This is a genomic window from Variovorax sp. H27-G14 (genome assembly GCF_046156345.1).
GTDB lineage: Bacteria > Pseudomonadota > Gammaproteobacteria > Burkholderiales > Burkholderiaceae_C > Variovorax.
Map to the genome: position 1 here is coordinate 435,598 of NZ_JAYLVN010000002.1, position 21,063 is coordinate 456,660.

Annotated in this window: 20 protein-coding genes and 1 tRNA gene; 12 read left to right on the plus strand and 9 right to left on the minus strand. The window is 66.0% G+C overall.

What is annotated here, in order from left to right; genetic code table 11:
• Positions 1-12: 12 nt before the first annotated feature.
• On the minus strand, positions 13-864 hold the full coding sequence (locus tag VLK31_RS07565; RefSeq protein WP_409167765.1) for an Ivy family c-type lysozyme inhibitor: 852 nt from the start codon (positions 862-864) through the stop codon (positions 13-15).
• A 14-nt stretch (positions 865-878) separates the two neighbouring features.
• Positions 879-1,526 carry an endonuclease III gene (nth, locus tag VLK31_RS07570; RefSeq protein ID WP_409167766.1) on the minus strand — a complete coding sequence of 216 codons (648 nt, stop codon included), beginning with the start codon at positions 1,524-1,526 and terminating at the stop codon, positions 879-881.
• A 109-nt stretch (positions 1,527-1,635) separates the two neighbouring features.
• On the opposite strand from nth, the gene VLK31_RS07575 reads away from it, so the two are divergent.
• The gene (locus tag VLK31_RS07575) at positions 1,636-2,823 is read left to right on the plus strand and encodes a PLP-dependent aminotransferase family protein (RefSeq protein WP_409167767.1); all 1,188 of its coding nucleotides are present in this window, start codon (positions 1,636-1,638) and stop codon (positions 2,821-2,823) included.
• A 7-nt stretch (positions 2,824-2,830) separates the two neighbouring features.
• Here VLK31_RS07575 and VLK31_RS07580 read toward each other — a convergent pair whose 3' ends face one another.
• Positions 2,831-3,058, minus strand: coding sequence for a hypothetical protein (locus VLK31_RS07580; RefSeq protein WP_409167768.1), 228 nt, complete (start codon positions 3,056-3,058; stop codon positions 2,831-2,833).
• Between the two features lie 75 nt (positions 3,059-3,133).
• On the opposite strand from VLK31_RS07580, the gene VLK31_RS07585 reads away from it, so the two are divergent.
• Positions 3,134-3,463, plus strand: a complete 330-nt coding sequence (locus tag VLK31_RS07585; RefSeq protein ID WP_409167769.1) for a DUF6172 family protein — start codon at positions 3,134-3,136, stop codon at positions 3,461-3,463.
• 7 nt (positions 3,464-3,470) lie between these two features.
• On the opposite strand, the gene VLK31_RS07590 is transcribed toward VLK31_RS07585, so the two are convergent.
• The 3 genes from VLK31_RS07590 to mfd all read right to left on the minus strand — a co-directional run bounded on the left by VLK31_RS07590 (position 3,471) and on the right by mfd (position 9,115).
• Positions 3,471-4,535: an Ldh family oxidoreductase gene (locus tag VLK31_RS07590; protein ID WP_409167770.1), complete on the minus strand. Its 1,065-nt coding sequence runs from the start codon at positions 4,533-4,535 to the stop codon at positions 3,471-3,473.
• A 387-nt stretch (positions 4,536-4,922) separates the two neighbouring features.
• Positions 4,923-5,636 carry a phosphoserine phosphatase SerB gene (gene serB / locus VLK31_RS07595; protein WP_409167771.1) on the minus strand — a complete coding sequence of 238 codons (714 nt, stop codon included), beginning with the start codon at positions 5,634-5,636 and terminating at the stop codon, positions 4,923-4,925.
• Positions 5,633-9,115 carry a transcription-repair coupling factor gene (gene mfd / locus VLK31_RS07600; RefSeq protein ID WP_409167772.1) on the minus strand — a complete coding sequence of 1,161 codons (3,483 nt, stop codon included), beginning with the start codon at positions 9,113-9,115 and terminating at the stop codon, positions 5,633-5,635. The genes serB and mfd overlap by 4 nt, the downstream gene beginning before the upstream one ends.
• A 188-nt stretch (positions 9,116-9,303) precedes the next feature.
• On the opposite strand from mfd, the gene ispD reads away from it, so the two are divergent.
• Both ispD and ispF read left to right on the plus strand, forming a co-directional pair.
• Positions 9,304-10,026, plus strand: a complete 723-nt coding sequence (gene ispD / locus VLK31_RS07605; protein WP_409167773.1) for a 2-C-methyl-D-erythritol 4-phosphate cytidylyltransferase — start codon at positions 9,304-9,306, stop codon at positions 10,024-10,026.
• The gene (gene ispF, locus VLK31_RS07610; RefSeq protein WP_409167774.1) at positions 10,023-10,511 is read left to right on the plus strand and encodes a 2-C-methyl-D-erythritol 2,4-cyclodiphosphate synthase; all 489 of its coding nucleotides are present in this window, start codon (positions 10,023-10,025) and stop codon (positions 10,509-10,511) included. The genes ispD and ispF overlap by 4 nt, the downstream gene beginning before the upstream one ends.
• Positions 10,512-10,546: 35 nt before the next feature.
• Here ispF and VLK31_RS07615 read toward each other — a convergent pair whose 3' ends face one another.
• Both VLK31_RS07615 and ompR read right to left on the minus strand, forming a co-directional pair.
• On the minus strand, positions 10,547-11,962 hold the full coding sequence (locus VLK31_RS07615; protein WP_409168042.1) for an ATP-binding protein: 1,416 nt from the start codon (positions 11,960-11,962) through the stop codon (positions 10,547-10,549).
• A gap of 74 nt (positions 11,963-12,036) precedes the next feature.
• Positions 12,037-12,768, minus strand: a complete 732-nt coding sequence (gene ompR / locus VLK31_RS07620) for a two-component system response regulator OmpR (RefSeq protein WP_409167775.1) — start codon at positions 12,766-12,768, stop codon at positions 12,037-12,039.
• Positions 12,769-12,920: 152 nt separating this feature from the next.
• On the opposite strand from ompR, the gene VLK31_RS07625 reads away from it, so the two are divergent.
• Positions 12,921-13,310 carry a hypothetical protein gene (locus VLK31_RS07625; protein ID WP_409167776.1) on the plus strand — a complete coding sequence of 130 codons (390 nt, stop codon included), beginning with the start codon at positions 12,921-12,923 and terminating at the stop codon, positions 13,308-13,310.
• Positions 13,311-13,408: 98 nt separating this feature from the next.
• The gene (locus tag VLK31_RS07630; protein WP_409167777.1) at positions 13,409-14,113 is read left to right on the plus strand and encodes an SIMPL domain-containing protein; all 705 of its coding nucleotides are present in this window, start codon (positions 13,409-13,411) and stop codon (positions 14,111-14,113) included.
• Positions 14,114-14,165: 52 nt separating this feature from the next.
• Here VLK31_RS07630 and VLK31_RS07635 read toward each other — a convergent pair whose 3' ends face one another.
• Positions 14,166-14,936, minus strand: coding sequence for a 3-hydroxybutyrate dehydrogenase (locus VLK31_RS07635; RefSeq protein ID WP_409167778.1), 771 nt, complete (start codon positions 14,934-14,936; stop codon positions 14,166-14,168).
• A 26-nt stretch (positions 14,937-14,962) separates the two neighbouring features.
• Between VLK31_RS07635 and VLK31_RS07640 the strand changes: the two genes are divergently transcribed.
• From VLK31_RS07640 to rimO, 6 genes are all read left to right on the plus strand, one after another.
• On the plus strand, positions 14,963-15,967 hold the full coding sequence (locus tag VLK31_RS07640; RefSeq protein ID WP_409167779.1) for an alpha/beta fold hydrolase: 1,005 nt from the start codon (positions 14,963-14,965) through the stop codon (positions 15,965-15,967).
• Positions 15,968-16,010: 43 nt separating this feature from the next.
• Positions 16,011-18,215, plus strand: coding sequence for a RelA/SpoT family protein (locus VLK31_RS07645; RefSeq protein ID WP_409167780.1), 2,205 nt, complete (start codon positions 16,011-16,013; stop codon positions 18,213-18,215).
• A 48-nt stretch (positions 18,216-18,263) separates the two neighbouring features.
• Positions 18,264-18,340: transfer RNA gene (locus VLK31_RS07650), tRNA-Val, on the plus strand.
• Between the two features lie 123 nt (positions 18,341-18,463).
• The gene (locus VLK31_RS07655) at positions 18,464-18,877 is read left to right on the plus strand and encodes a hypothetical protein (RefSeq protein ID WP_409167781.1); all 414 of its coding nucleotides are present in this window, start codon (positions 18,464-18,466) and stop codon (positions 18,875-18,877) included.
• Positions 18,878-18,948: 71 nt separating this feature from the next.
• The gene (gene phaR, locus VLK31_RS07660; protein WP_409168043.1) at positions 18,949-19,509 is read left to right on the plus strand and encodes a polyhydroxyalkanoate synthesis repressor PhaR; all 561 of its coding nucleotides are present in this window, start codon (positions 18,949-18,951) and stop codon (positions 19,507-19,509) included.
• 93 nt (positions 19,510-19,602) lie between these two features.
• Complete coding sequence (gene rimO / locus VLK31_RS07665) at positions 19,603-21,009, plus strand: 30S ribosomal protein S12 methylthiotransferase RimO (protein ID WP_409167782.1); 1,407 nt, start codon at positions 19,603-19,605, stop codon at positions 21,007-21,009.
• Positions 21,010-21,063 lie beyond the last annotated feature (54 nt).

The window sequence follows — 21,063 nt, forward strand, 5'->3', positions numbered from 1 at the left end:
GCGCGGTTCGACTCAACTCTTCTGACGCCATTGGGTGCGCCAGAGCTTGTCGAGCTGCGGCGCCAGCGCGGCCGGTGGCGCGCCCACCAGACGGTTCTTGCCGTCGCGCTGCACCAGCCCGTAGATGCGGCCCGACCCCTGGTCGTAGAGGGCGATGGCGTTGTTGTCGTGGCAGTCGTGCGGCTTGCAGAAGGCGTGCAGCAGGTAGCGCGTGCCGTCCACCGTGACCCACTGGGGCTCGGGCGCGGGGCCTTCGCGGCGCACCAGCCAGGGGTCGTTTTCGCGCGGGCCCAGCGCGGCGCGCCAGGCCTTCTGCATTGCAGGGCCCTGCGCCAGCGCGGCGGGGCTGCCGGTGGGCGGCGGTGGCACTTTGGCGGCCGGCGCGTCAGCGGGCGGCGGCGCGGCGCGGGCGGCACCGTCGCAGCGCCAGTAGCGCAGCTTCATCATCTCGGGGCCGAGCTGGCCGGCCACCGGCTTGTCGGCGTCCAGCGTGATCGACTGGCCGCGCGCGTCGCGGTAGACCAGAAACGTGAGGGCGCCGGCCTTGTCGGCCTCGGCGATCAGCGCCACGTCGAAGCCGGCCGGCGGCGGGCTGTTGCCGAAGAAGCTGTAGGCCGTTTGCGGCGCCTTGCCGACCACGCGGCGCTTGCCGCTTTCGGCAATCAGCATGTCCTGGCGCACCTGCAGCGTGGGCGCGGCGGCGTCGGCGCAGGTGGTGGACCAGCGCCCGCCGTACAGGGCCATGGCGTCGGGCGGCAGGCCGCCGGTCGGCTGAGACCAGGCCGCGGCCGGGAGCAGGGCGCCCAGCAGCAGGGCAGCCACCAGCGGGGCGGGAGGGGAACGGTGCTTCTTCTGTGTTGTCATTCTTTGGGGTGCTGTCATGTCGTCTTGGGCGCGGGGGTCTTGGGCTTGAAGGCGCAGAAGGTGTGCACGGCGCATTCCCAGCAGCGCGGCTTGCGCGCCACGCACACATAGCGCCCGTGCAGGATCAGCCAGTGGTGCGCGTTCAGCCGGTACTGCAGCGGCACGCGCTTCTCCAGCTTGAGCTCCACCTCCAGCGGCGTCTTGCCCGGTGCCAGCCCGGTGCGGTTGCCCATGCGAAAGATGTGCGTGTCGACCGCGATGGTCGCTTCGCCGAAGGCCGTGTTCAGCACCACGTTGGCGGTCTTGCGGCCCACGCCGGGCAGCGCTTCCAGTTCGGCGCGCGTGCGCGGCACTTCGCCGCCGTGCAGCTCCACCAGCATGCGGCAGGTTTCGATCAGGTGCCTGGCCTTGCTGCGGTACAGGCCGATGGTCTTGATGTATTCCTCCAGCCCCTCCACGCCCAGGTCGTAGATGGCCTGCGGCGTGTTCGCCACCGGAAACAGCTTGCGCGTGGCCTTGTTCACGCCCACGTCGGTGGCCTGCGCCGACAGCAGCACGGCGGCCAGCAGCTCGAAGGGGGTGGTGTAGTCGAGCTCGGTCTTGGGCTCGGGGTTGGCCGCCTGCAGGGTGGCGAAGAAGAGGGGGATGTTTTCTTTTTTCATGGGGCGGGAAGCGGCTTTAGCGCAATATATCGTTGAAAGGCCCGGGCCTTACGCAGCTTTATTGCCCGCCGCTTTCGCGACAATGGCACCCCAGAAAGAGAGCCACACCATGCAATTCGCCTCCCGCCTCGACAACGTCGAAACCTCCGCCATCCGCGAACTCTTCAAGCTGCTGGGCACGCCCGGCATCATCAGTTTTGCGGGCGGGTTCCCGGACAGCGCCATGTTCGACGTCGAGGGCCTCAAGGAGGCGAGCCAGAAGGCACTGAGCGAAGAGCCCGGCGCTGCATTGCAGTACGGCGCCACCGAAGGCTACGAGCCGCTGCGCACGCAGCTCAGCGCCTTCATGAAGACCAAAGGCGTCAGCGTGGACCCCAGCGGCCTGATCGTCACCACCGGCAGCCAGCAGGCGCTTGATTTGCTGGGCAAGACCATGATCTCGCCCGGCGACAAGGTGATCGTCGAAGGCCCGACCTTCCTGGCCACCATTCAGTGCTTTCGCCTGTACGGCGCGCAGCTCATCAGCGCGCCCATCGACGAAAACGGCGTGAAGACCGACGAGCTCGAAAAGCTCATTGCCGAGCACAAGCCCAAGTTCGTGTACCTGATTCCCACCTTCGGCAACCCCAGCGGCGCCATGCTGAGCCTGGAGCGGCGCAAGAAGGTGCTCGAACTCGCGGTGAAATACCAGACGCTGGTGGTCGAGGACGACCCCTACGGCGACCTGTACTTCGGCGAGGCACCGCCGCCGTCGATCCTGGCCTTGAGCCAGAGCGTGCCCGGCAGCCGCGAGCTGATTGCGCACTGCGGCAGCCTGAGCAAGGTGCTGAGCCCGGGCTTGCGCATCGGCTGGATGATTGCGCCGGCCGAGCTGCTGGGCAAGGCCACCATGTGCAAGCAGTTCAGCGACGCGCACACCAGCACGTTTGCGCAGGCCACGGCCGCGCAGTACCTCAAGAGCGGTCGCATGCCCGGCACGCTGGCGCATGTGCGCGAGGTGTACGGCCAGCGGGCGCTGGCCATGGGCAGTGCGCTGAAGCGCGAGCTGGGCGATGCGATCAGTTTCACGCAGCCGCACGGCGGCCTGTTCTTCTGGGCGCGCCTGACGGGCGCCAACGGCAAGCTGGCCGATGCCAATGTGCTGGCCAAGCGCGCCATCGAAAAGCTCGTGGCCTTCGTGCCCGGCGCGCCGTTCTTTGCCGAGAACCCGGATCTTGCAACGCTGCGCCTGAGCTTTGCGACGGCCGATGTGGCCAAGATCGAAGAGGGAGTGAAGCGCCTGGGTCAGGCGCTGTAGAACCTCGTCAGGGCGAGCGATGCAGGCGGGGCGCCGCCAGCAGGTTCAGGTTGTCTGAAATGGCCGCATCCACATTGGGATAGCGGCCTTTCATTTTCGAGAGCGTCATGATGGTCTGCAGCGCCTTCAGGTCCTTGACCGACGGCGCCACCTTGATCTGCGCGATGGCCGCTGGGGCGTTGCCTCCGTTCACCAATGCCATCACCTTGCCTGCCCAGTCGTTTGCGCGCGCCATGTCTTTCACCTGCTTTCCATTGAGCCGCCGACTGTACACAGGACGGAGGGGGGCTCGACAGAGTTACGATCACCCATGAGAAAAACCTTTCAGCTTCAAGTCGAGGGCAAGCACCCCGACCGCCATCTCGAAGCCATCAAGCACGAGATTCGCAAGTACATCAAGCGCGAACGCCGCCGCGACCTGCCCGAAGGCAGCGACTTCTGGGACTTCGATTGCAAGTTCGGCGCCGCCGAAGAATCCGCCGAAGTGGTGCACCTGTCGGCCCTCACCGGGCTGATCGACGGTGTGGTCAAGGAGGGTGGGCCGCAGTTCTACGTGGAAGTGGTGGCCAAGGCCGCCAAGCGCGCACCACGGGCACCCGGCGAAGCGGCCGCTGGCGCTTCCGAATTCGAAGAAGACTGAGCTTTCGTCAGACCAGCGCCTGCGCCAGCCGCAGGCCATGCCGCTGCTCCGCATCCTGCAGCGAGCGCGCAATTGACGGGTGCAGCCGCACCCCGTTCACCGTTTGTGCTTCCCGACGCTTCAACCCGCCTTCACCCGGCAGCCGGACAGGCTTGGCCGGGTCGATGGGCGTGTTGTCGCGGCAGCGCTCGGCCACATGGTCCATCTGGCGCAGGAAGGCTTCCTTGCCGCCGAAGGCGTGCAGGTCGTGCAGCGTGATGTGCACCGTGGCGCCCCAGCCCTCGGGCGGGTCGGCCCGGCCGTGGCCTGCAAGCCCGGCGGTGAGCGTCTCTACCAGCAGCGCCATGCCGTAGCCCTTGTGGCCATGGCTGAGCCCGCCGACCGGCAGCAGCGTGCCGGGCGGCTGGTCGAACAGCACCTGGGGGTTGTTCGACGGCTTGCCGGTGGCGTCTATGAGCCACTCTTCGGCAAAGTGCTCGCCGGCCGCGCGTTTGCGGTTGCTCATGCCGTTGGTGGTGATGGAGGCCGAAATGTCGACCATCACGCCGCCGTGTGACAGCGGAAAGCCCATGGCCAGCGGGTTGGGCGTGAACACGGCTTGCGTGCCGCCGAAGGGCGCGACGCTGGCCGCGTTGGGGTCGGAGCAGGCCAGCAGCATGAGCATGTCTTCCCGCAGGGCGCGCAGCATGTAGACGGCGAGGCAGGCGATGTGGTGGCTGCGGCGAATGACGAGCGAGGCGGTTCCCAGTTCTCGCGCGCGTGGCACGAGCAGGTCCATGCCCTGGTCCATGAGCCACGGGCCGGGGAGGCGATTGCCGTCCCACAGCACGGCGGCGGGGCGGTCAGACAGCACTTGCGGTGCGCCCTCGCGCGTCATGCCGCCGGATTCCAGTTCTTTCACGTAGCCGGCCAGCAGGGCGAGGCCGTGGGTGTCGTGACCCAGCAGATCGCCTTCGACAAGGGTACGAGCGACGCTGTCGGCCATGGATGCGGCGAGGCCGGCTTTCTGCAGCAGGGCACTGGCGTAGTCCTGCAGGGCGTCTGCGCGGTAGAGGGGGGCGGTGTCGGTCATTTTCTTGGTCCTTGTCGCGTTTCGGGTTTGCTTGTTTTGGGCTTTTGTTCGTTGGCTTTGTTTTTGGCGCTGTTGTTCTTGGTGCTGCTGTTCTCGGTGCTGCTGTTCAGGGCGTGTGCACAGGCCGCCGGGTACTCCCCTCCGCGAATGTCCCCCGGGGCTGCGCCCCTCCTCCTTTATTTCGCTGCGGGGAGCACCCGACGCCCTGTGCACCAGGGCACGCTCTGGGTGATCGCACGATCAACCCCGGCTCTGAAAACGCTCACGTCGATGGGGTGCCTTGCGCAGCGAAATAAAGGAGGAGGCCGCAGGCCGGGGGACATTCGCGGAGCAAGGCACCCCGTCGGCGTGAGCGTCGCCCCGGACAGCGCCCTTAACAACGCCCGTTCACACCAGTACTTCCAACAAGCGATCCAGCCCACCGTCGTTGATGGCAACCATCGCCTGTTCGCGCACCTTGGGCTTTGCGTGATAGGCCACGGAGAGTCCCGCTTTACCCATCATCGGCAGGTCGTTCGCACCGTCACCGACGGCGATCGTCTGCTGTGCGGAGATGCCCATCAGCGACGCAATCTCCAACAGCGTACGGCGCTTCTCCGCACCGTCGCAGATGTCACCCCAGCTCTGCGTGACGACCTTGCCGGTGAGCTGGCCATCGGCTTCTTCCAACAGGTTGGAGCGCGCAAAGTCGATGCCCAGCCGGTCCTTCACACGGTTCGCAAAGAAAGTGAAACCACCCGACACCAACAGCACCTTCAGGCCGGCCGCCTTGCAGGCCGCCACCAACTCCGTCGCGCCCGGGTTGAGCTGCAACCGCTCGTCGTACACCTGCTGCAAGGCTTGCACCGGCACGCCCTCGAGCAACGCCACGCGGCGGCGCAGACTGTCCTTGAAGTCCTTGATCTCGCCGCGCATCGTCGCCTCGGTGATCGCGGCCACCTCAGCCTTTTTGCCGACAGCGTCGGCAATTTCGTCGATGCACTCGATGTTGATCAGCGTCGAGTCCATGTCGAACGCAATCAGCTTGAAGTCGGCGAGCTTCAACGGTGGCGTCATGCGCTGAATGACCAGGCCGGGGGAAATTTCTTGAGGGGCGCTCATGCGTTCACGGTGTCCTTGACGGTGGGTTGACCCAGGCTGCGCAGCACGTCGCGCACCATCTGGGCCCGCTCCCTCGGCTCCTTCAGCTCGCGCTCGATGCGCAGCTTCTCGTTGCCGGCGAGCTTGATGTGCTTGTTCTTCTGGATCAGCTGGATGATGGCCATGCCATCGACCGGCGGGTCTTTCTTGAACGTGATGTTGATGATGCCGGGCGCCGCGTCCACCTTCACCACGCCGTATGGCCGCGCGAGCACGCGCAGGCGGTGCGTGTCGATCAGCGTCTGCGCCTGCGGCGGCAGCTTGCCGAAACGGTCGACAATTTCTTCCAGCAGCGTGTCGATCTGGTCGGGCGTTTTTGCGGTGGCCAGCTTCTTGTAGAACGACAGGCGCAGGTGCACGTCGCCGCAATAGTCGTCAGGCAGCAGGGCGGGGGCGTGCAGGTTGATCTCGGTAGTGACCGACAGCGGGGAGAGCAGGTCGGGCTCCTGCCCGGCCTTGAGCGCGCGCACGGCCTCGCTGAGCATCTCGTTGTAGAGCTGGAAGCCGATCTCCATCATGTTGCCGCTCTGGTTCTCGCCCAGTACCTCGCCGGTGCCGCGAATCTCCAGGTCGTGCATGGCCAGGTAGAAGCCGGAGCCCAGCTCTTCCATCTGCTGAATGGCGTCCAGCCGCTGCGCCGCGTGCTTGGTCAGGCCTTCGGTGTCGGGCACCATCAGATAGGCATAGGCTTGGTGGTGCGAACGCCCCACGCGCCCGCGCAGCTGGTGCAGCTGCGCCAGGCCGAACTTGTCGGCGCGGCTCATCACGATGGTGTTGGCAGTCGGCACGTCGATGCCGGTCTCGATGATGGTGGAGCACAGCAGCAAGTTGTAGCGCTGCGCCACAAAGTCGCGCATCACGCGCTCCAGCTCGCGCTCGGGCATCTGGCCGTGGGCCACGGCAATGCGGGCCTCGGGCAATATTTCTTCTAGCTTCTGGCGGCGGTTTTCGATGGTCTCGACCTCGTTGTGCAAGAAGTACACCTGCCCACCACGCTTCAGCTCGCGCAGCACAGCCTCGCGAATCACGCCGGTGCCTTCGTTGCGCACGAAGGTCTTGATGGCCAGGCGCCGCTGCGGCGCGGTGGCAATCACGCTCAGGTCGCGCAGGCCTTCCAGCGCCATGCCCAGCGTGCGCGGAATGGGCGTGGCGGTGAGCGTGAGCACATCGACCTCGGCGCGCATCGCCTTCATCGCCTCCTTGTGGCGCACGCCGAAACGGTGCTCCTCGTCGATGATGAGCAGGCCCAGGTTCTTGAAGTTGATCGACGGCGACAGGAGCTTGTGCGTGCCGACCACGATGTCGACCGTGCCCTCGGCCAGCCCTTTGGCGGCGGCATTGATTTCCTTGGTCGAGCGAAAGCGGCTCATCTCGGCCACGCGAACCGGCCACTTGGCGAAGCGGTCGACCAGCGTCTGGTAGTGCTGCTCGGCCAGCAGCGTGGTGGGCGCGAGCAGCGCGACCTGCTTGCCGCCGGTAACGGCAATGAACGCCGCGCGCAGGGCCACCTCAGTCTTGCCGAAACCCACGTCGCCGCAGATGAGGCGGTCCATGGGCTGGGGCGAGATCATGTCCTGCACCACGGCGTGGATCGCGGCCTTCTGGTCGGCGGTTTCGTCGAAGCCGAAGTCGTTGCTGAACACCTCGTAGTCGGCCGGCGAGTAGCGAAAGGCATGGCCTTCGCGCGCGGCGCGGCGGGCGTAGATGTTGAGCAGCTCGGCGGCCGAGTCGCGCACCTGTTCGGCGGCCTTGCGCTTGGCTTTTTCCCACTGGCCGGAGCCGAGCCTGTGCAGCGGGGCTTCGTCGGCGCTCACGCCGGTGTAGCGGCTGATCTGATGCAGCTGGCTCACCGGCACGTACAGCGTGGCCTTGTCGGCGTACTCCAGGTGCAGCATTTCCTGCAGCAGCGGCTTGCCCTCTTCGTCGACGCCCTGGCCCAGGTCCATGTGGACCAGGCCGCGGTAGCGGCCGATGCCGTGCGCGCTGTGCACCACCGGGTCGCCCACGTTGAGCTCCGACAGGTCCTTGATGAGCGCCTCGACGTCGCTGACCTGCTCCTGCTTCTTGTTGCGCCGGCGCGTGGTGGGCGCGGTGGCGAACAGCTCGGTTTCGGTGACCAGGTCGATGCCCTGTTCGCGCCAGGCGAAGCCCGAGGCCAGCGCGGCGGTGGCAATGCCGATTTTTTCGTCCGCGGAGGCTTCGAACTCGGCCAGCGAGTCGAAGGCCGGCGGGCTCACGCCGCTGGCGCGCAGAAAGTCGAGCAGGCTTTCGCGGCGGCCGTCGCTCTCGGCGATCAGCAGCACGCGGTGCGGCGTGTCGCGAATGTGGGCCTTCAGGCCCACCAGCGGGTCTTCGGCGCCGCGCACCACGGCGAATTGCGGCAGCTTGTCGAATTCGGCGTAGGGCGCCTCTGTGGGCACGTCGCCTCGGATGGCCAGTTGCGCGTAGGGCTTGGCACGCTGGTAGAACTGCTCGGCATTCAGGAACAGCGCCTCGGGCGGCAGCGCCGGGCGTTCCGGGTCGCCCTGCACCAGCCGGTAGCGCTCTTGGGTGTCTTGCCAGAAGTGCTGGAACGCGGGCTCCAGGTCGCCGTGCAGCACCACGGTGGCGTCGGGCCCCAGGTAGTCGAACACGGTGGCCGTTTCTTCGAAGAACAGCGGCAGGTAGTACTCGATGCCGGCCGTGGCCACGCCGTTGCCCATGTCCTTGTAGATGCGGCTCTTGGTCGGGTCGCCTTCGAGCAGCTCCCGCCAGCGGCTGCGAAAGCGCCCGCGCGCGTCGTCGTCCATGGGGAACTCGCGCCCGGGCAGCAGGCGCACTTCGGGCACCGGGTACAGGCTGCGCTGAGTGTCGGGGTCGAAGGTGCGGATGGAGTCGATCTCGTCGTCGAACAGGTCGACGCGGAACGGCACCAGCGAGCCCATGGGGAACAGGTCGATCAGCCCGCCGCGCACCGCGTATTCACCCGGGCTCACCACCTGGGTCACGTGGCTGTAGCCGGCCAGCGTGAGCTGGGCCTTGAGCCTGGACTCTTCCAGCTTCTGCTTGGCCTTGAAATGGAAGGTGTAGCCGGCCAGGAACGCGGGCGGCGCCAGCCGGTAGAGCGCGGTGGTGGCGGGCACCAGCACCACGTCGGCCTCTTTCTGGCTGATGCGCCAGAGGGTGGCCAGGCGCTCGCTGATCAGGTCCTGGTGGGGCGAGAAGGCGTCGTAGGGCAGCGTTTCCCAGTCGGGGAACAGGGCGCAGCGCAAATCGGGCGCGAAGAAGGCGATTTCGTCGATCAGCCGCTGGGCGTCGTTGGCGTCGGCCGTGAACATGGCCGTGGCGCGCCCCGAGGCTTTCTCGCGCATGGCGAGTTGCGCCAGCAGCAAGGCATCGGCCGACAGGGGGGGGCGCGGCAGCGTGAAACGCTTGCCCGCCGTGAGGAGGGGGAGGTCCATGGAACGCTTAGAAAATGCAGCACCCCTTGCCTGCCGGCAAAGGGTAAATGCACAACACCCCTTGCCGGCTGGCAAGGGGTAAATGCACAACACCCCGCGCCAGCTGGCGAGGGGTGTGTGAAGGGCGCAATTCTAGAATGGCAGCCCTTTATTCGCTTGTCGGCCATTGCCGACGCCGGGCCGCCCACATGCCTTCTTCCCGACTTTTCGTGCTGATTCCGTGCGCCGGCTCCGGCCACCGCGCGGGCCATGCACAGTCCACCGCTCCCAAGCAGTACCGGCGCCTGGCCGGCGCGCCGATGGTGGCCCACACGCTGGACGCCTTCCGCGCGCTGGCGGGCCGCTTTGCCGGGCTGGCGCTGGTGGTCTCGCCCGACGACCGCGAGGTCGATGCCGCGCTGCCGCGCTTTCCCGCCGACAACGAACACCTGCTGCGCGTGGGCGGCGTGACCCGCGCGGCCACGGTGCGCAACGGGTTGGTGGCGCTGCGCCAAAAAGGCGCCGGCGCGCACGACTGGGTGCTGGTGCACGACGCGGCACGCTGCCTTGTCACCTCCAGCCAGATCGAGGCGCTCATCGCGGCCTGCGAGCACGACGCCGTGGGCGGCCTGCTGGCGCAGCGGCTGGCCGACACGCTGAAGGTGTCGACGCCCGAAAGCCGGGTGTCGCAAACGCTGTCGCGCGCCGACAAGTGGCTGGCCCAGACGCCGCAGATGTTCCGCATCGGCATGCTGCTCGACGCGCTGGAGCGCACCGGCGACGCCGTGACCGACGAGGCCAGCGCCATCGAGGCCATCGGGCTGTCGCCGCTGCTGGTGCCGGGCAGCGCGCAGAACTTCAAGGTGACGTTTCCCGAAGACTTTGCATTGGCCGAAGCCGTGCTGCTGGGCCGCCAGAAGGGCATCGCATGACATCGCCGTTTCACATCCGCGTGGGCGAAGGCTGGGACGTTCACCAACTGGTGGCCGGGCGCAAGCTGATTCTGGGCGGCATCGAGGTGCCGCACATCACTGGCCTGCTCGGGCACTCGGACGCCGACGTGCTGCTGCACGCCATCACCGATGCTGTGCTGGGCGGCGCGGGGCTGGGCGACATCGGCCGGCATTTTCCCGACACCGACCCGCAGTTTCGCGGCGCCGATTCCGCGGTGCTGCTGGCCGAGGCGGCGCGCCGGGTGCGTGCGGCGGGCTGGGAAATCGGCAACGTCGACAGCACGGTGATCGCGCAGGCGCCCAAGCTGGCACCGCACATTCCCGCAATGTGCCAGCGCATTGCCGACACGCTGGGCATTGCGCTGGACCAGGTGAACGTGAAGGCCAAGACGGCCGAGAAGCTGGGCCCGGTGGGCGAGGGCCGCGCGATGGAAGCCCGCGCGGCCGTCTTGTTGCACCGCTGACGCCCGGGTTGAGCTGGGCCAGCGCGCTGCTCAGGTCAGCTGAGGGCCGGTTTCTTGCCCGGCTGCGGCTCGGTGCCCACCGCCATGGCGCGCGGCATGCGAATGTGCGCCGCCAGGCCGCGGCCCGGCGTGCTGGTGAGCGCAAAGGTGCCGCCCATGCGCTCGATGTTCTTCGCCACGATCGACAGCCCCAGACCGGCACCAGCCGCCGAAGTGCGCGCCGCGTCGCCGCGGAAGAAGGGCTTGGTCAGTTGCGAGAGCAGGGCGGGCTCGACACCCGCGCCGTGGTCGCGCACCTTGATGAGCACCGCGTCGTTGTTGGCCTGCGCCTGGATGGTGACGTCGGCCACGCCGGTGGAGGGCGACTTGCCGTAGCGCCGAGCGTTCTCCACCAGGTTGGAGATCACGCGGGTGAGCTCCACCTCGTCGCCCATCACGCGCAGGTCGGGCGGCACCTCGACCTTGATGTTCATCTCTTCATAGTCCTGCACGGCGTAGGTGCAGGCGTCGACCACATCGCGCAGCAGCACCGGGCGCGGATCGACATGGTCGGGCCGCGCGTAGTCCAGAAACTTGTCGATGATGGCGTCGAGCTGGGCAATGTCCGCGGCCATGTGGTCGCGGGCATCCTCGTCGGCCACGCTCATCTCGGTTTCGAGCCGCAGGCGTGCGAGAGGCGTGCGCAGGTCGTGCGAGATGCCGGCCAGCATGATGGCGCGGTCCTGCTCGATCTTTGCCAGCTGGTCGGCCATGCGGTTGAAGCCGATGTTGACCGCGCGAATCTCGTTGGTGCGGGCGCGTTCGTCGAGCCGGTGCGCCTCGTACTCGCCTTCGCGCACCTGCATGGTGGCGCGCGACAGCTGCTTGAGCGGCAGGTTGATGAGCCGCGTGATCAGCGCCGCGCCGGCCAGCGACAGCGCCATGGCCGTGCTGAGCCACACCAGCCAGGTGCGCCCGCCCACGCGGCTGAAGCGCGTGGGGTCGAGCAGCAGCCAGTAGGTGTCGCTTTCGATGGTGAAGCCGATCCACAGGCCCGCCTCGTCGTTCACGCGGCTGGCCACCGTGGTGCCTTCGCCGAGCTGATCGATCAGCTCTTCTGTGACGCGCTGGTCGAGCGCGCCGCTGGTGTAGGGCTCGAACCGGTCGTTGGGCTCGCGCGGCAGGATGCGCACGCCTTCCTGGTCGGCCAGCGTCTTGATCAGCGACACCCGCGTGATGGCGTCCGAATACACCAGCGCCGCGCGCGTGAGGTTCACGAGCGAGGCGATCTGGTGGGCGGTTTGAATGGCGCGCGGCTCGTACTCGAGCGAGCGGAAGGTCTGCAGCCAGGCAACGGTGCAGCCTATGAGCAGCAGCGCCAGCAAAAAGAAGGTTCGCCAGAACAGGCTGAAGCCGAGCTTCAGGCCAGGGCGACGGTCACGCTGCGCGCTCGCCTCGAGCGGGCTGGGCATGGTGACCTGCGCACCGTCCTCCTGCGCGGAGCCGGGCCTGGCGGATTGGCCGATGGCCACCTCTCAGCGGCGCGTCAGGCCGTGCCGTCCGGCACGAACACGTAGCCCACGCCCCAGACGGTCTGGATGTAGCGCGGCGCGGCGGCGTCGGACTCGACCAGCTTGCGCAGGCGCGAGATCTGCACGTCCAAGCTGCGGTCGAAGGGCTCGAACTCGCGCCCGCGCGCCAGCTGGGCCAGCTTTTCGCGCGACAGCGGTTGACGCGGATGGCGCACCAGCGCCTTCAGCATCGCGAACTCGCCGGTGGTCAGCGAGAGCTCTTCGCCATCCTTCTTCAGGGTGCGCGAGCCGAGATCGAAGGCGAACGGGCCGAAGTTGACGGTCTCGTTCTCCGTGGAGGGCGCGCCCGGCGCTTCGAGCGGCGGACGGCGACGCAGCACCGCGTGCACACGGGCCAGCAGTTCGCGCGGGTTGAAGGGCTTGCCCAGGTAGTCGTCGGCGCCGACTTCGAGGCCGACGATGCGGTCGACGTCTTCGCCTTTGGCGGTGAGCATGATGATCGGGGTGCGGTCGTTGGCGGCGCGCAGGCGGCGGCAGACGGACAGGCCGTCTTCGCCGGGCATCATCAGGTCGAGCACGATCAGGTCGACCGTGTCGCGCAACAGGATGCGGTTGAGCGCCTTGCCGTCTTCGGCCACGATCACTTCGAATCCTTCTTGCGTCAGGTAGCGGCGCAGGAGGTCGCGGATGCGGGCGTCGTCGTCGACGATCACGATCTTGTCGGTGCGAGCGGGAACTTGAGTCATTTCTACAACGATGAATTTGTAACAGCGCCGATTCTGAAGGCGTTAAGCCTTCGTTGAGTCAGATTTACTTATGGTTTGACACTAAGTTACAAAACTTGCGGACGCTCGCGGTCTGGTCATCCGACGTTCGCTCAGAGGTGGCAAAGTTCCCATTGGCTTATGACTTCAGCTCAATGAGACTTACTTTTTCCGCACTCCCTTTCGTCCTTGTTTTCGCCTGCGGCCCGTCGCAGGCGGTGTTTGGCGATTTCCTCAGGGTGGGCGAAGTGCGCCGCAGCGAAGTGCGGGACGCCGTGGCGGCCCACCGTTTCGCGCAGCGTGAAGAGGTGCAACGCGAAGAGGCGGCCGCCGGGCGCCGCCTGACCGCGGCGGAACTGTTCGAGTTGCGCCAACAGGTGCGCGGCCAATGGACCCTGCCTTCGGCGGGGGCTCTGGCGCATTCGGCAGAATCGCAGCCGGCCGAACGCATCGTGCCGGCACCGGCGCCCGATTCGTCGAACGAGCGCAGCCTGTTGACCGCGCCGCGCAGCCAGCGGCGCTGAGGCGCCCGCCGGGCACCGGCCGGCCGGCCTGCTTTTCTGCCGTTTGCAGCGGGCAGACTCAGGCCTGTCTTTCATACCAATCCAGGGAGTACATCGTCTTGAAAACAATCAAATTGCTCGCGGCCTGCGCCGCACTGACCATTGCCGGCACCGCGCTGGCGCAGAACGCCGCCACGCCCGCGCCACAGAACGTGCTGCAGCTGACAGCTGCCGGCACGGTCGAGGTTCAGCAAGACCTGCTGAGCATGACGCTGTCGACCACCCGCGACGCCAGCGACGCGGCCACCGTGCAGACGCAGCTGAAGGCCGCGCTCGACGCCGCGCTGGCCGAGGCCAAGAAGAGCGCGCAACCGGGCCAGCTCGACGTGCATACGGGCAACTTCAGCCTGTCGCCACGCTACAGCAAGGACGGCAAGATCAATGGCTGGCAAGGCTCCAGCGAGCTGGTGCTCGAAGGGCGCGACTTTCCGCGCATCACCCAGGTGGCCGGGCGCATCAGCACGCTCACCGTGGCCAACGTGGGCTTTGGCCTGAGCCGCGAGCAGCGCGCCAAGACCGAGACCGAGGCGCAGACCATGGCCATCGACAACTTCAAGCAGAAGGCCAATGAGCTGGCAAAGGGCTTCGGCTTTGGCGGCTACACGCTGCGCGAGGTGTCTGTGAATGCGAGCGACAACGGCCCGATTCGCCCGCGGATGATGGCCATGCAGGCCAAATCGTTCTCTTCCGACGCGGCAGTGCCGGTGGAGGCTGGCAAGACCAGCGTGATGGTGAGCGTGTCGGGCTCGGTGCAGCTCAAGTAGCGTGAATGGCGGGCAGGGCGCCTGGCTGCTCTGCCTACCGCATGGCTAACCTTTACTGGGCAGTCCAGCCGCCGTCCATGGCCCAGGCCACGCCGCGCACCTGATCGGCTGCCGGCGAGCACAGGAAGACGGCCAGGCCGCCCAGTTGCTCGACGGTGGTGAACTGCAGCGAGGGCTGTTTTTCACCCAGCAGCTCGTTTTGCGCCTGCGCGGCGGTGATGCCTTCGCGCGCGGCGCGGTCGTCGATCTGCTTTTGCACCAGCGCGGTCAGCACCCAGCCAGGGCAGATGGCGTTGGCGGTGATGCCCGTGGTCGCGGTTTCGAGCGCGACCGACTTGGTCAGGCCGACGATGCCGTGCTTGGCCGCCACATAAGCCGATTTCTGCGCCGAGGCCACCAGGCCGTGGGCCGACGCAATGTTGACGATGCGGCCCCAGTTGGCCTCGCGCATCGCTGGAATCGCCAGGCGCGTCGTATGAAAGGCGCTGGTGAGGTTGATGGCGATGATGGCGTCCCAACGTTCGGTGGGAAAGTCCTCGACCTTGGCGACATGCTGGATGCCGGCGTTGTTCACAAGAATGTCGACGCGGCCGAATTTTTCCGCGGCGAACTTCATCATGTCTTCGATCTGCTCGGGTTTGCTCATGTCCGCGCCGTGGTACTCGGCACGCACGCCGAGCGCCTCTATCTGGGCCTTGGGCGCCTGGGCATCGCCGAAGCCGTTGAGCACGATGTGGGCGCCCTGTTGAGCAAGAGCCTTGGCAATGGCAAGGCCAATGCCGCTGGTGGACCCCGTGACAAGCGCGGTTTTGCCTTTGAGCATGTAGATCAATCTCCGGATGAATTAGGATGCGACGAGACAATTATCCGCACCAGAACGACCTCGTTTTCATGACCGAACCGACGCTTCATTACGTGGCGTGCGACGACGCCCAAGGCGGCCATCGCATGGCCTATTGGCAATGGGGCGACGCCCGCAGTGCGAGGGTCGTGGTCTGCGTGCACGGCCTGACCCGGCAGGGGCGCGATTTCGACGCCCTGGCCCAGGCCATCGTGGCGCGCGCCGACGGCGACGTTCGCGTCGTCTGCCCCGACGTGGTCGGGCGCGGGCGAAGTGACTGGCTGCGCGACCCGGCCTTCTACCAGGTGCCTGTGTACGCGGCCGACATGGTGGCGCTGATCGCGCAACTGAACGGCGAACAGGCCATCGACACGCTCGACTACATCGGCACCAGCATGGGCGGGCTGATCGGATTTGTGCTGGCCGGACACAAGGCGCTGCCGCTGGCGCGCCCCATTCGCCGCTTCGTCGCCAACGACGTCGGCCCGACCATCGAGCCGGCTGCCGTTCAGCGCATCGGTGCCTATGTGGGCAAGAGCGGGCAGTTCGAGAGCGTGCAGGCCGCGGCGGACGCCATGTGGGCGCTGTCGACCACCTTCGGACCGCACACGCCGGCCCAGTGGTTGGCGTTGTCTCAGCATATGGTGGTGCCGGCGTCGCAACGCACGGCCGATGGTTCGGCCAAGGTCGAAACCGAAGGCCAAGCCGAAGAAGGCACCGAGGGCGCCTGGCTGCTTCATTACGACCCCGCCATCGGCGTGGCGCTGCGTGCCATCACGCCCGAAGCGGCGGCGCAGGGCGGGGCCATCATGTGGGGGCTGTACGACGCCATCGAGGCGCGCACGCTGGTCACGCGCGGCGCGGTGTCCGATTTGCTGTCGCGCGACACGGCCCTGGCCATGACGCAGCGCGGCCCGCATGCCGCACTGGTCGAGTTCGACGGCGTAGGCCATGCGCCGACCTTTGTCGATCCCGCGCAGATCGCCGCTGTCACCGACTTTCTGTTCGATTGACTGACCTGTGAAGCGCGATTCCTCGAGTCTTCAGACGGCCCCCATGTCCGACGCGACCATGGTCGACTATCCGTTGTCCGCCGCCACGGCCGACCGCTCACCGGTCATGGAAAACATGCTGGCGCGCGCCCGCGCGTTCGCCGAGCCGCTGATTGCCGATGAAAAGCTGGACACCGGCGAGAACACGCTCGCGCACGCCGACGCGGTGGCCGCCATCGTTGCGAAGATGGGCGGCTCCGAGGCCATGCAGGCCGCGAGCTACCTGGTGTATTCCTGCCAGCACCTGAACCGCCCGCAGGAGGTGATTGCCAAGGTGTTCGGCGACAACTTTGCCGCGCTCGCGGTCGAGACGACCAAGCTGGTGCGCGTGCAGGAGCAGGCGCGCTCGGCCACTCAGGCGCACCAGATCGAAGGCGCCGGCGCGCAGACCGAGAACGTGCGCAAGATGCTGCTCGCCTTCTCGCGCGATCTGCGCGTGGTGATGCTGCGGCTGGCGTCGCGCCTGCAGACCTTGCGCCATGCCGCCGCCAGCAAGCAGCCGGCGCCCGAGAGCGTGGCGCGCGAGTCGCTGCAGGTGTTTGCGCCGCTGGCCAACCGCCTGGGCATCTGGCAGGTGAAGTGGGAAATCGAAGACCTGTCGTTCCGCTTCCTGGAGCCTGAAACCTACAAGCTCATCGCGCGGCTGCTCGACGAGAAGCGCATCGAGCGGGAAGGGCACATCGAGCAGTTGCGCTCGCAACTGGAGAGCGAACTGCAGGCCGAGGGCGTGAAGGCCACGGTGCAGGGGCGGCCGAAGAACATCTACAGCATCGTGAAGAAGATGCGCGGCAAGTCGCTCGACTTCGCGCAGGTCTTCGACATTCTGGCGCTGCGGGTGGTGGTGCCCGACGTCAAGGATTGCTATGCCGCGCTGGCGTGGGTGCATTCGCACTTCCAGCCGATCGACGAAGAGTTCGACGACTACATCGCACGGCCGAAGCCCAACGGTTACCAGTCGCTGCACACGGTGGTGCGCGAGCTGGTCGACGGCAAGGCGGGCAAGCCGATCGAGATCCAGATTCGCACCGAGGAAATGCACGACCACGCCGAGCATGGCGTGGCGGCGCACTGGGCCTATAAAGAAGCGGGCCACAAGGGCTACGCGGGCGTGTGGGCCAGCGGCGAATACGACGCCAAGATTGCAGTGCTGCGGCAACTGCTGGCGTGGGAGCGCGACCTGTCGGGCGGGCTGCAGGGGCAGGGCCTGTTCGACGACCGCATCTATGTGCTGACGCCCGATGCCGCAATCGTCGAATTGCCGCAGGGCGCGACGCCGGTCGACTTTGCGTACACCGTGCACACCACGCTGGGCCACCGTTGCCGCGGTGCGCGCGTTGACGGCGCCATGGTGCCGCTGAACACGCCGCTGTCGAACGGGCAAACGGTGGAGGTCATCGCGGCCAAGGAAGGCGGGCCTTCGCGCGATTGGCTCAATGCGGAGCTGGGTTACCTGGCGAGCCACCGTGCGCGGGCCAAGGTGCGTGCATGGTTCAACGCACAGATCACGCACGAGACGGTGGCACGCGGCCGCGAAGCGGTCGAGAAGCTGCTGCAGCGCGAAGGCAAGACGGCGGTGCGGCTGGAAGACCTGGCGTCGCAGCTGGGCTTCAAGTCGGCGGACCATCTGTTTGAAGTGGTGGGCAAGGACGAGTTCTCACTGCGCAATATCGAGACGCTGCTGCGTCCGCCGGAACCCGCACCGGGACCCGACGACGGCGTGCTGATCAAGAAGGCGCGCGGCAGCGAGAAGTCGGGCAAGGGCGGCGTGCTGGTGGTGGGTGTGTCTTCGTTGATGACCCAACTTGCAAAGTGCTGCAAGCCCGCACCGCCTGATGCAATTCGCGGCTTCGTTACGCGCGGTCATGGCGTCAGCGTTCACCGCAGCGATTGCAGCAACTTCCGCACGATGGCGGTGAAGGACAGCGAGCGCGTGATCGATGTGGAATGGGGTGCGCCGAAGAAGGGCGCGGAGGTGCCTGTTTATGCGGTGGACGTGTTCGTGGAAGCGGCCGACCGCCAGGGCCTGCTGCGAGATATCTCGGATGTGTTCGCACGCGAGAAGATGAATGTGATCGGCGTGCAGACGCAGTCGGTCAAGGGCACGGCATGGATGACGTTCACCGTGGAAATTGCAGACGCCGCGCGGCTTACGCAGGTGCTCGGATTGGTTATTTCGGTAATTGGAGTGCGATCTGCGCGTCGTCGCTGAAAAGCGCGATTTCTACTGCTACAATAAGTGCTTCTCGGACACATCCTTAGGCGCGTAGCTCAGCTGGTTAGAGCACCACCTTGACATGGTGGGGGTCGTTGGTTCGAGTCCAATCGCGCCTACCAATTTCTGTTCAATCCCGGCCAACCACCGGATCAATTGAACAGAGCAGGCACCGGGTTCCCCGGTGCCTTTATCGTCCTCAGTGGTGATGCAAATAAAGACCATGGCCAACTTGTTGTGCTACCTTGGTCACACGCAAACCATTTCCCAATTTCTTGATAAGCGATCAGATGAATACGCGATCAACGCTGGTTGATCGGGCTCATGCCGACAAGCGTCTTGCCGCATTGTTGAAGCAGGCTCCGCTCGAGTTCGCGCGTGCCGTGTATGGCATCAACGACTACGCAGGTGGCCGCACCGAAACCATGGCAGCGCGTGAAGTGGCGCGCGCCCAGCGACAGGGTGTGCCGTTGAGCGAAGAGCGCGCCGAGCAGCGGGCACGCGCCTACCTGCCGACGGTCGGGCAAGAGCATTGCCCGCGTTGCTGGGTTGTCTACGGACAAAAAACACCGCTGCAGTTTCGAGAGTCGGCCGAAGATCGCCCCGAAACGGCGTCCTGCCATTCGTGCGGCGCTGAGTACGCGACATCGCAGGACTGAAGGTGCTGCACGCGGTCAGGGTAAACCTTGTCGCGGCGCAGCAAAACCGCTCCCTAGAATCATCCGATGACATGGGCGTCCATGTGAAGGAGTCCGCAGTGCAGAGCAAGAAGTCCGGGGTCAAGCCGGTCCAGCGTGTGATCAAGAAGTACCCCAATCGAAGGCTCTACGACACCGAGACATCCACGTACATCACCTTGGCCGAGGTGAAGCAGCTGGTGATCCAGAGCGCCCAGTTCGTGGTGCGCGACGCCAAGACGGGTGACGACCTCACGCGAAGCATTCTTTTGCAGATCATTCTGGAAGAAGAGGCGGGCGGCGCACCAATGTTCACCGAGCCGGTGCTGTCCCACATCATTCGCTTCTACGGGCAGGCGATGCAGGGCTACATGGGTCCTTACCTCGAAAAGAACATCCAGGCAATGACCGAGGTGCAGGCGCAATTGGCCGACAAGGCCGAAGGCCTGACGCCGGAGATGTGGTCGCGCTTCATGAGCATGCAGTCGCCAATGCTGCAGGGGCTGATGGGCAATTACGTCGAGCAATCGAAGAATGTTTTTGTGCAGATGCAGGAGCAGATGCAGAAAAACACCGAACAGGTTCTGGGGGCCTTTGGCATCAAACGCCCCTGAATGCAGCGCAGCTGTCCGACGGCGCTAGCACTGTAGCCGAAGGTTATCCAATGAATGCCCCGGTGTTCCCGATAGCTGGGACAATAGAGGCATATGAGCGAAGTTGCCTCCCCCGAACGCATGGCCACGCCGACCGCCCCCAAGGTCGGATTCGTGAGCCTGGGCTGCCCCAAGGCCCTTACCGATTCCGAATTGATCCTGACCCGGCTGAGCGCCGAGGGTTATCAAACCTCCAAGACCTTCGAAGGTGCCGATCTTGTGATCGTCAACACCTGCGGCTTCATCGACGATGCTGTCAGAGAAAGTCTGGACACCATCGGCGAAGCGCTGGCTGAAAACGGCCGTGTGATCGTCACTGGTTGTCTGGGCGCCAAGACTGGCGACCAAGGCGGCAATCTGGTGCGCCAGATGCACCCTAGTGTGCTGGCTGTGACCGGCCCCCATGCCACCCAAGAGGTCATGGATGCGGTGCACGCCAATTTGCCCAAACCTCATCACCCTTTCATCGACCTGGTGCCCAACACCTTCGGCGTGGCTGGCCTCAAGCTGACACCACGCCACTACGCCTATCTGAAGATCAGCGAAGGTTGCAACCATCGTTGCACCTTCTGCATCATTCCCTCGATGCGTGGCGACCTCGTGTCGCGACCGGTCGGCGATGTGCTGAGCGAAGCCAAGGCCCTGTTCGAAGGCGGCGTGAGAGAGCTTCTGGTGATCAGCCAGGACACCTCGGCCTACGGTGTCGACGTGAAGTACCGCACCGGGTTCTGGGACGGCAAGCCGGTCAAGACCCGCATGCTCGAACTGGTGCGCACGCTGGGCGAAATTGCCGAGCCTTATGGCGCATGGGTTCGGTTGCACTACGTCTACCCGTATCCGAGCGTCGACGAAGTCATTCCGTTGATGGCCAGCGGCTCCGTGCTGCCCTACCTCGACGTGCCGCTGCAGCACAGCCACCCCGATGTGCTCAAGCGCATGAAGCGCCCGGCCAGCGGCGAAAAGAACCTGGAGCGGCTGGCGCGTTGGCGCGAGATGTGCCCGCAACTCGTGGTCCGCAGCACCTTCATTGCCGGCTTTCCCGGCGAGACGGAGCAGGAGTTCGAACATCTGCTCGACTTCATTCGTGAAGCCGAAATCGACCGTGCGGGGTGCTTTGCCTACAGCCCGGTGGAAGGCGCCACGGCCAACGACATTCCGGGCATGCTGCCGGAGGTCGAGCGCGAGGCGCGCCGCGCGCGTTTCATGGAAGTCGCGGAAGCCGTGTCAATTGCCAAGCTGCGCAAGCGCGTGGGCTCGACGATGCAGGTGCTCGTCGATTCGGCTCCCGGCATGGGCCGCAAGGGCGGGGTGGGGCGCACCTATGCCGATGCACCGGAGATCGACGGCACGGTTCGCTTGCTGCCGCCCGAGAAGATCAGCAAGACGTTGAAGGTGGGTGAGTTCACCCGCGCACGCATCGTGGGCGCTGAAGGCCACGACCTGATCGCACTGCCGGTTTGATGCGGATTCGTACAGACAAGAAAAAAGCCACCGGAGACCGGTGGCTTGTTTCGA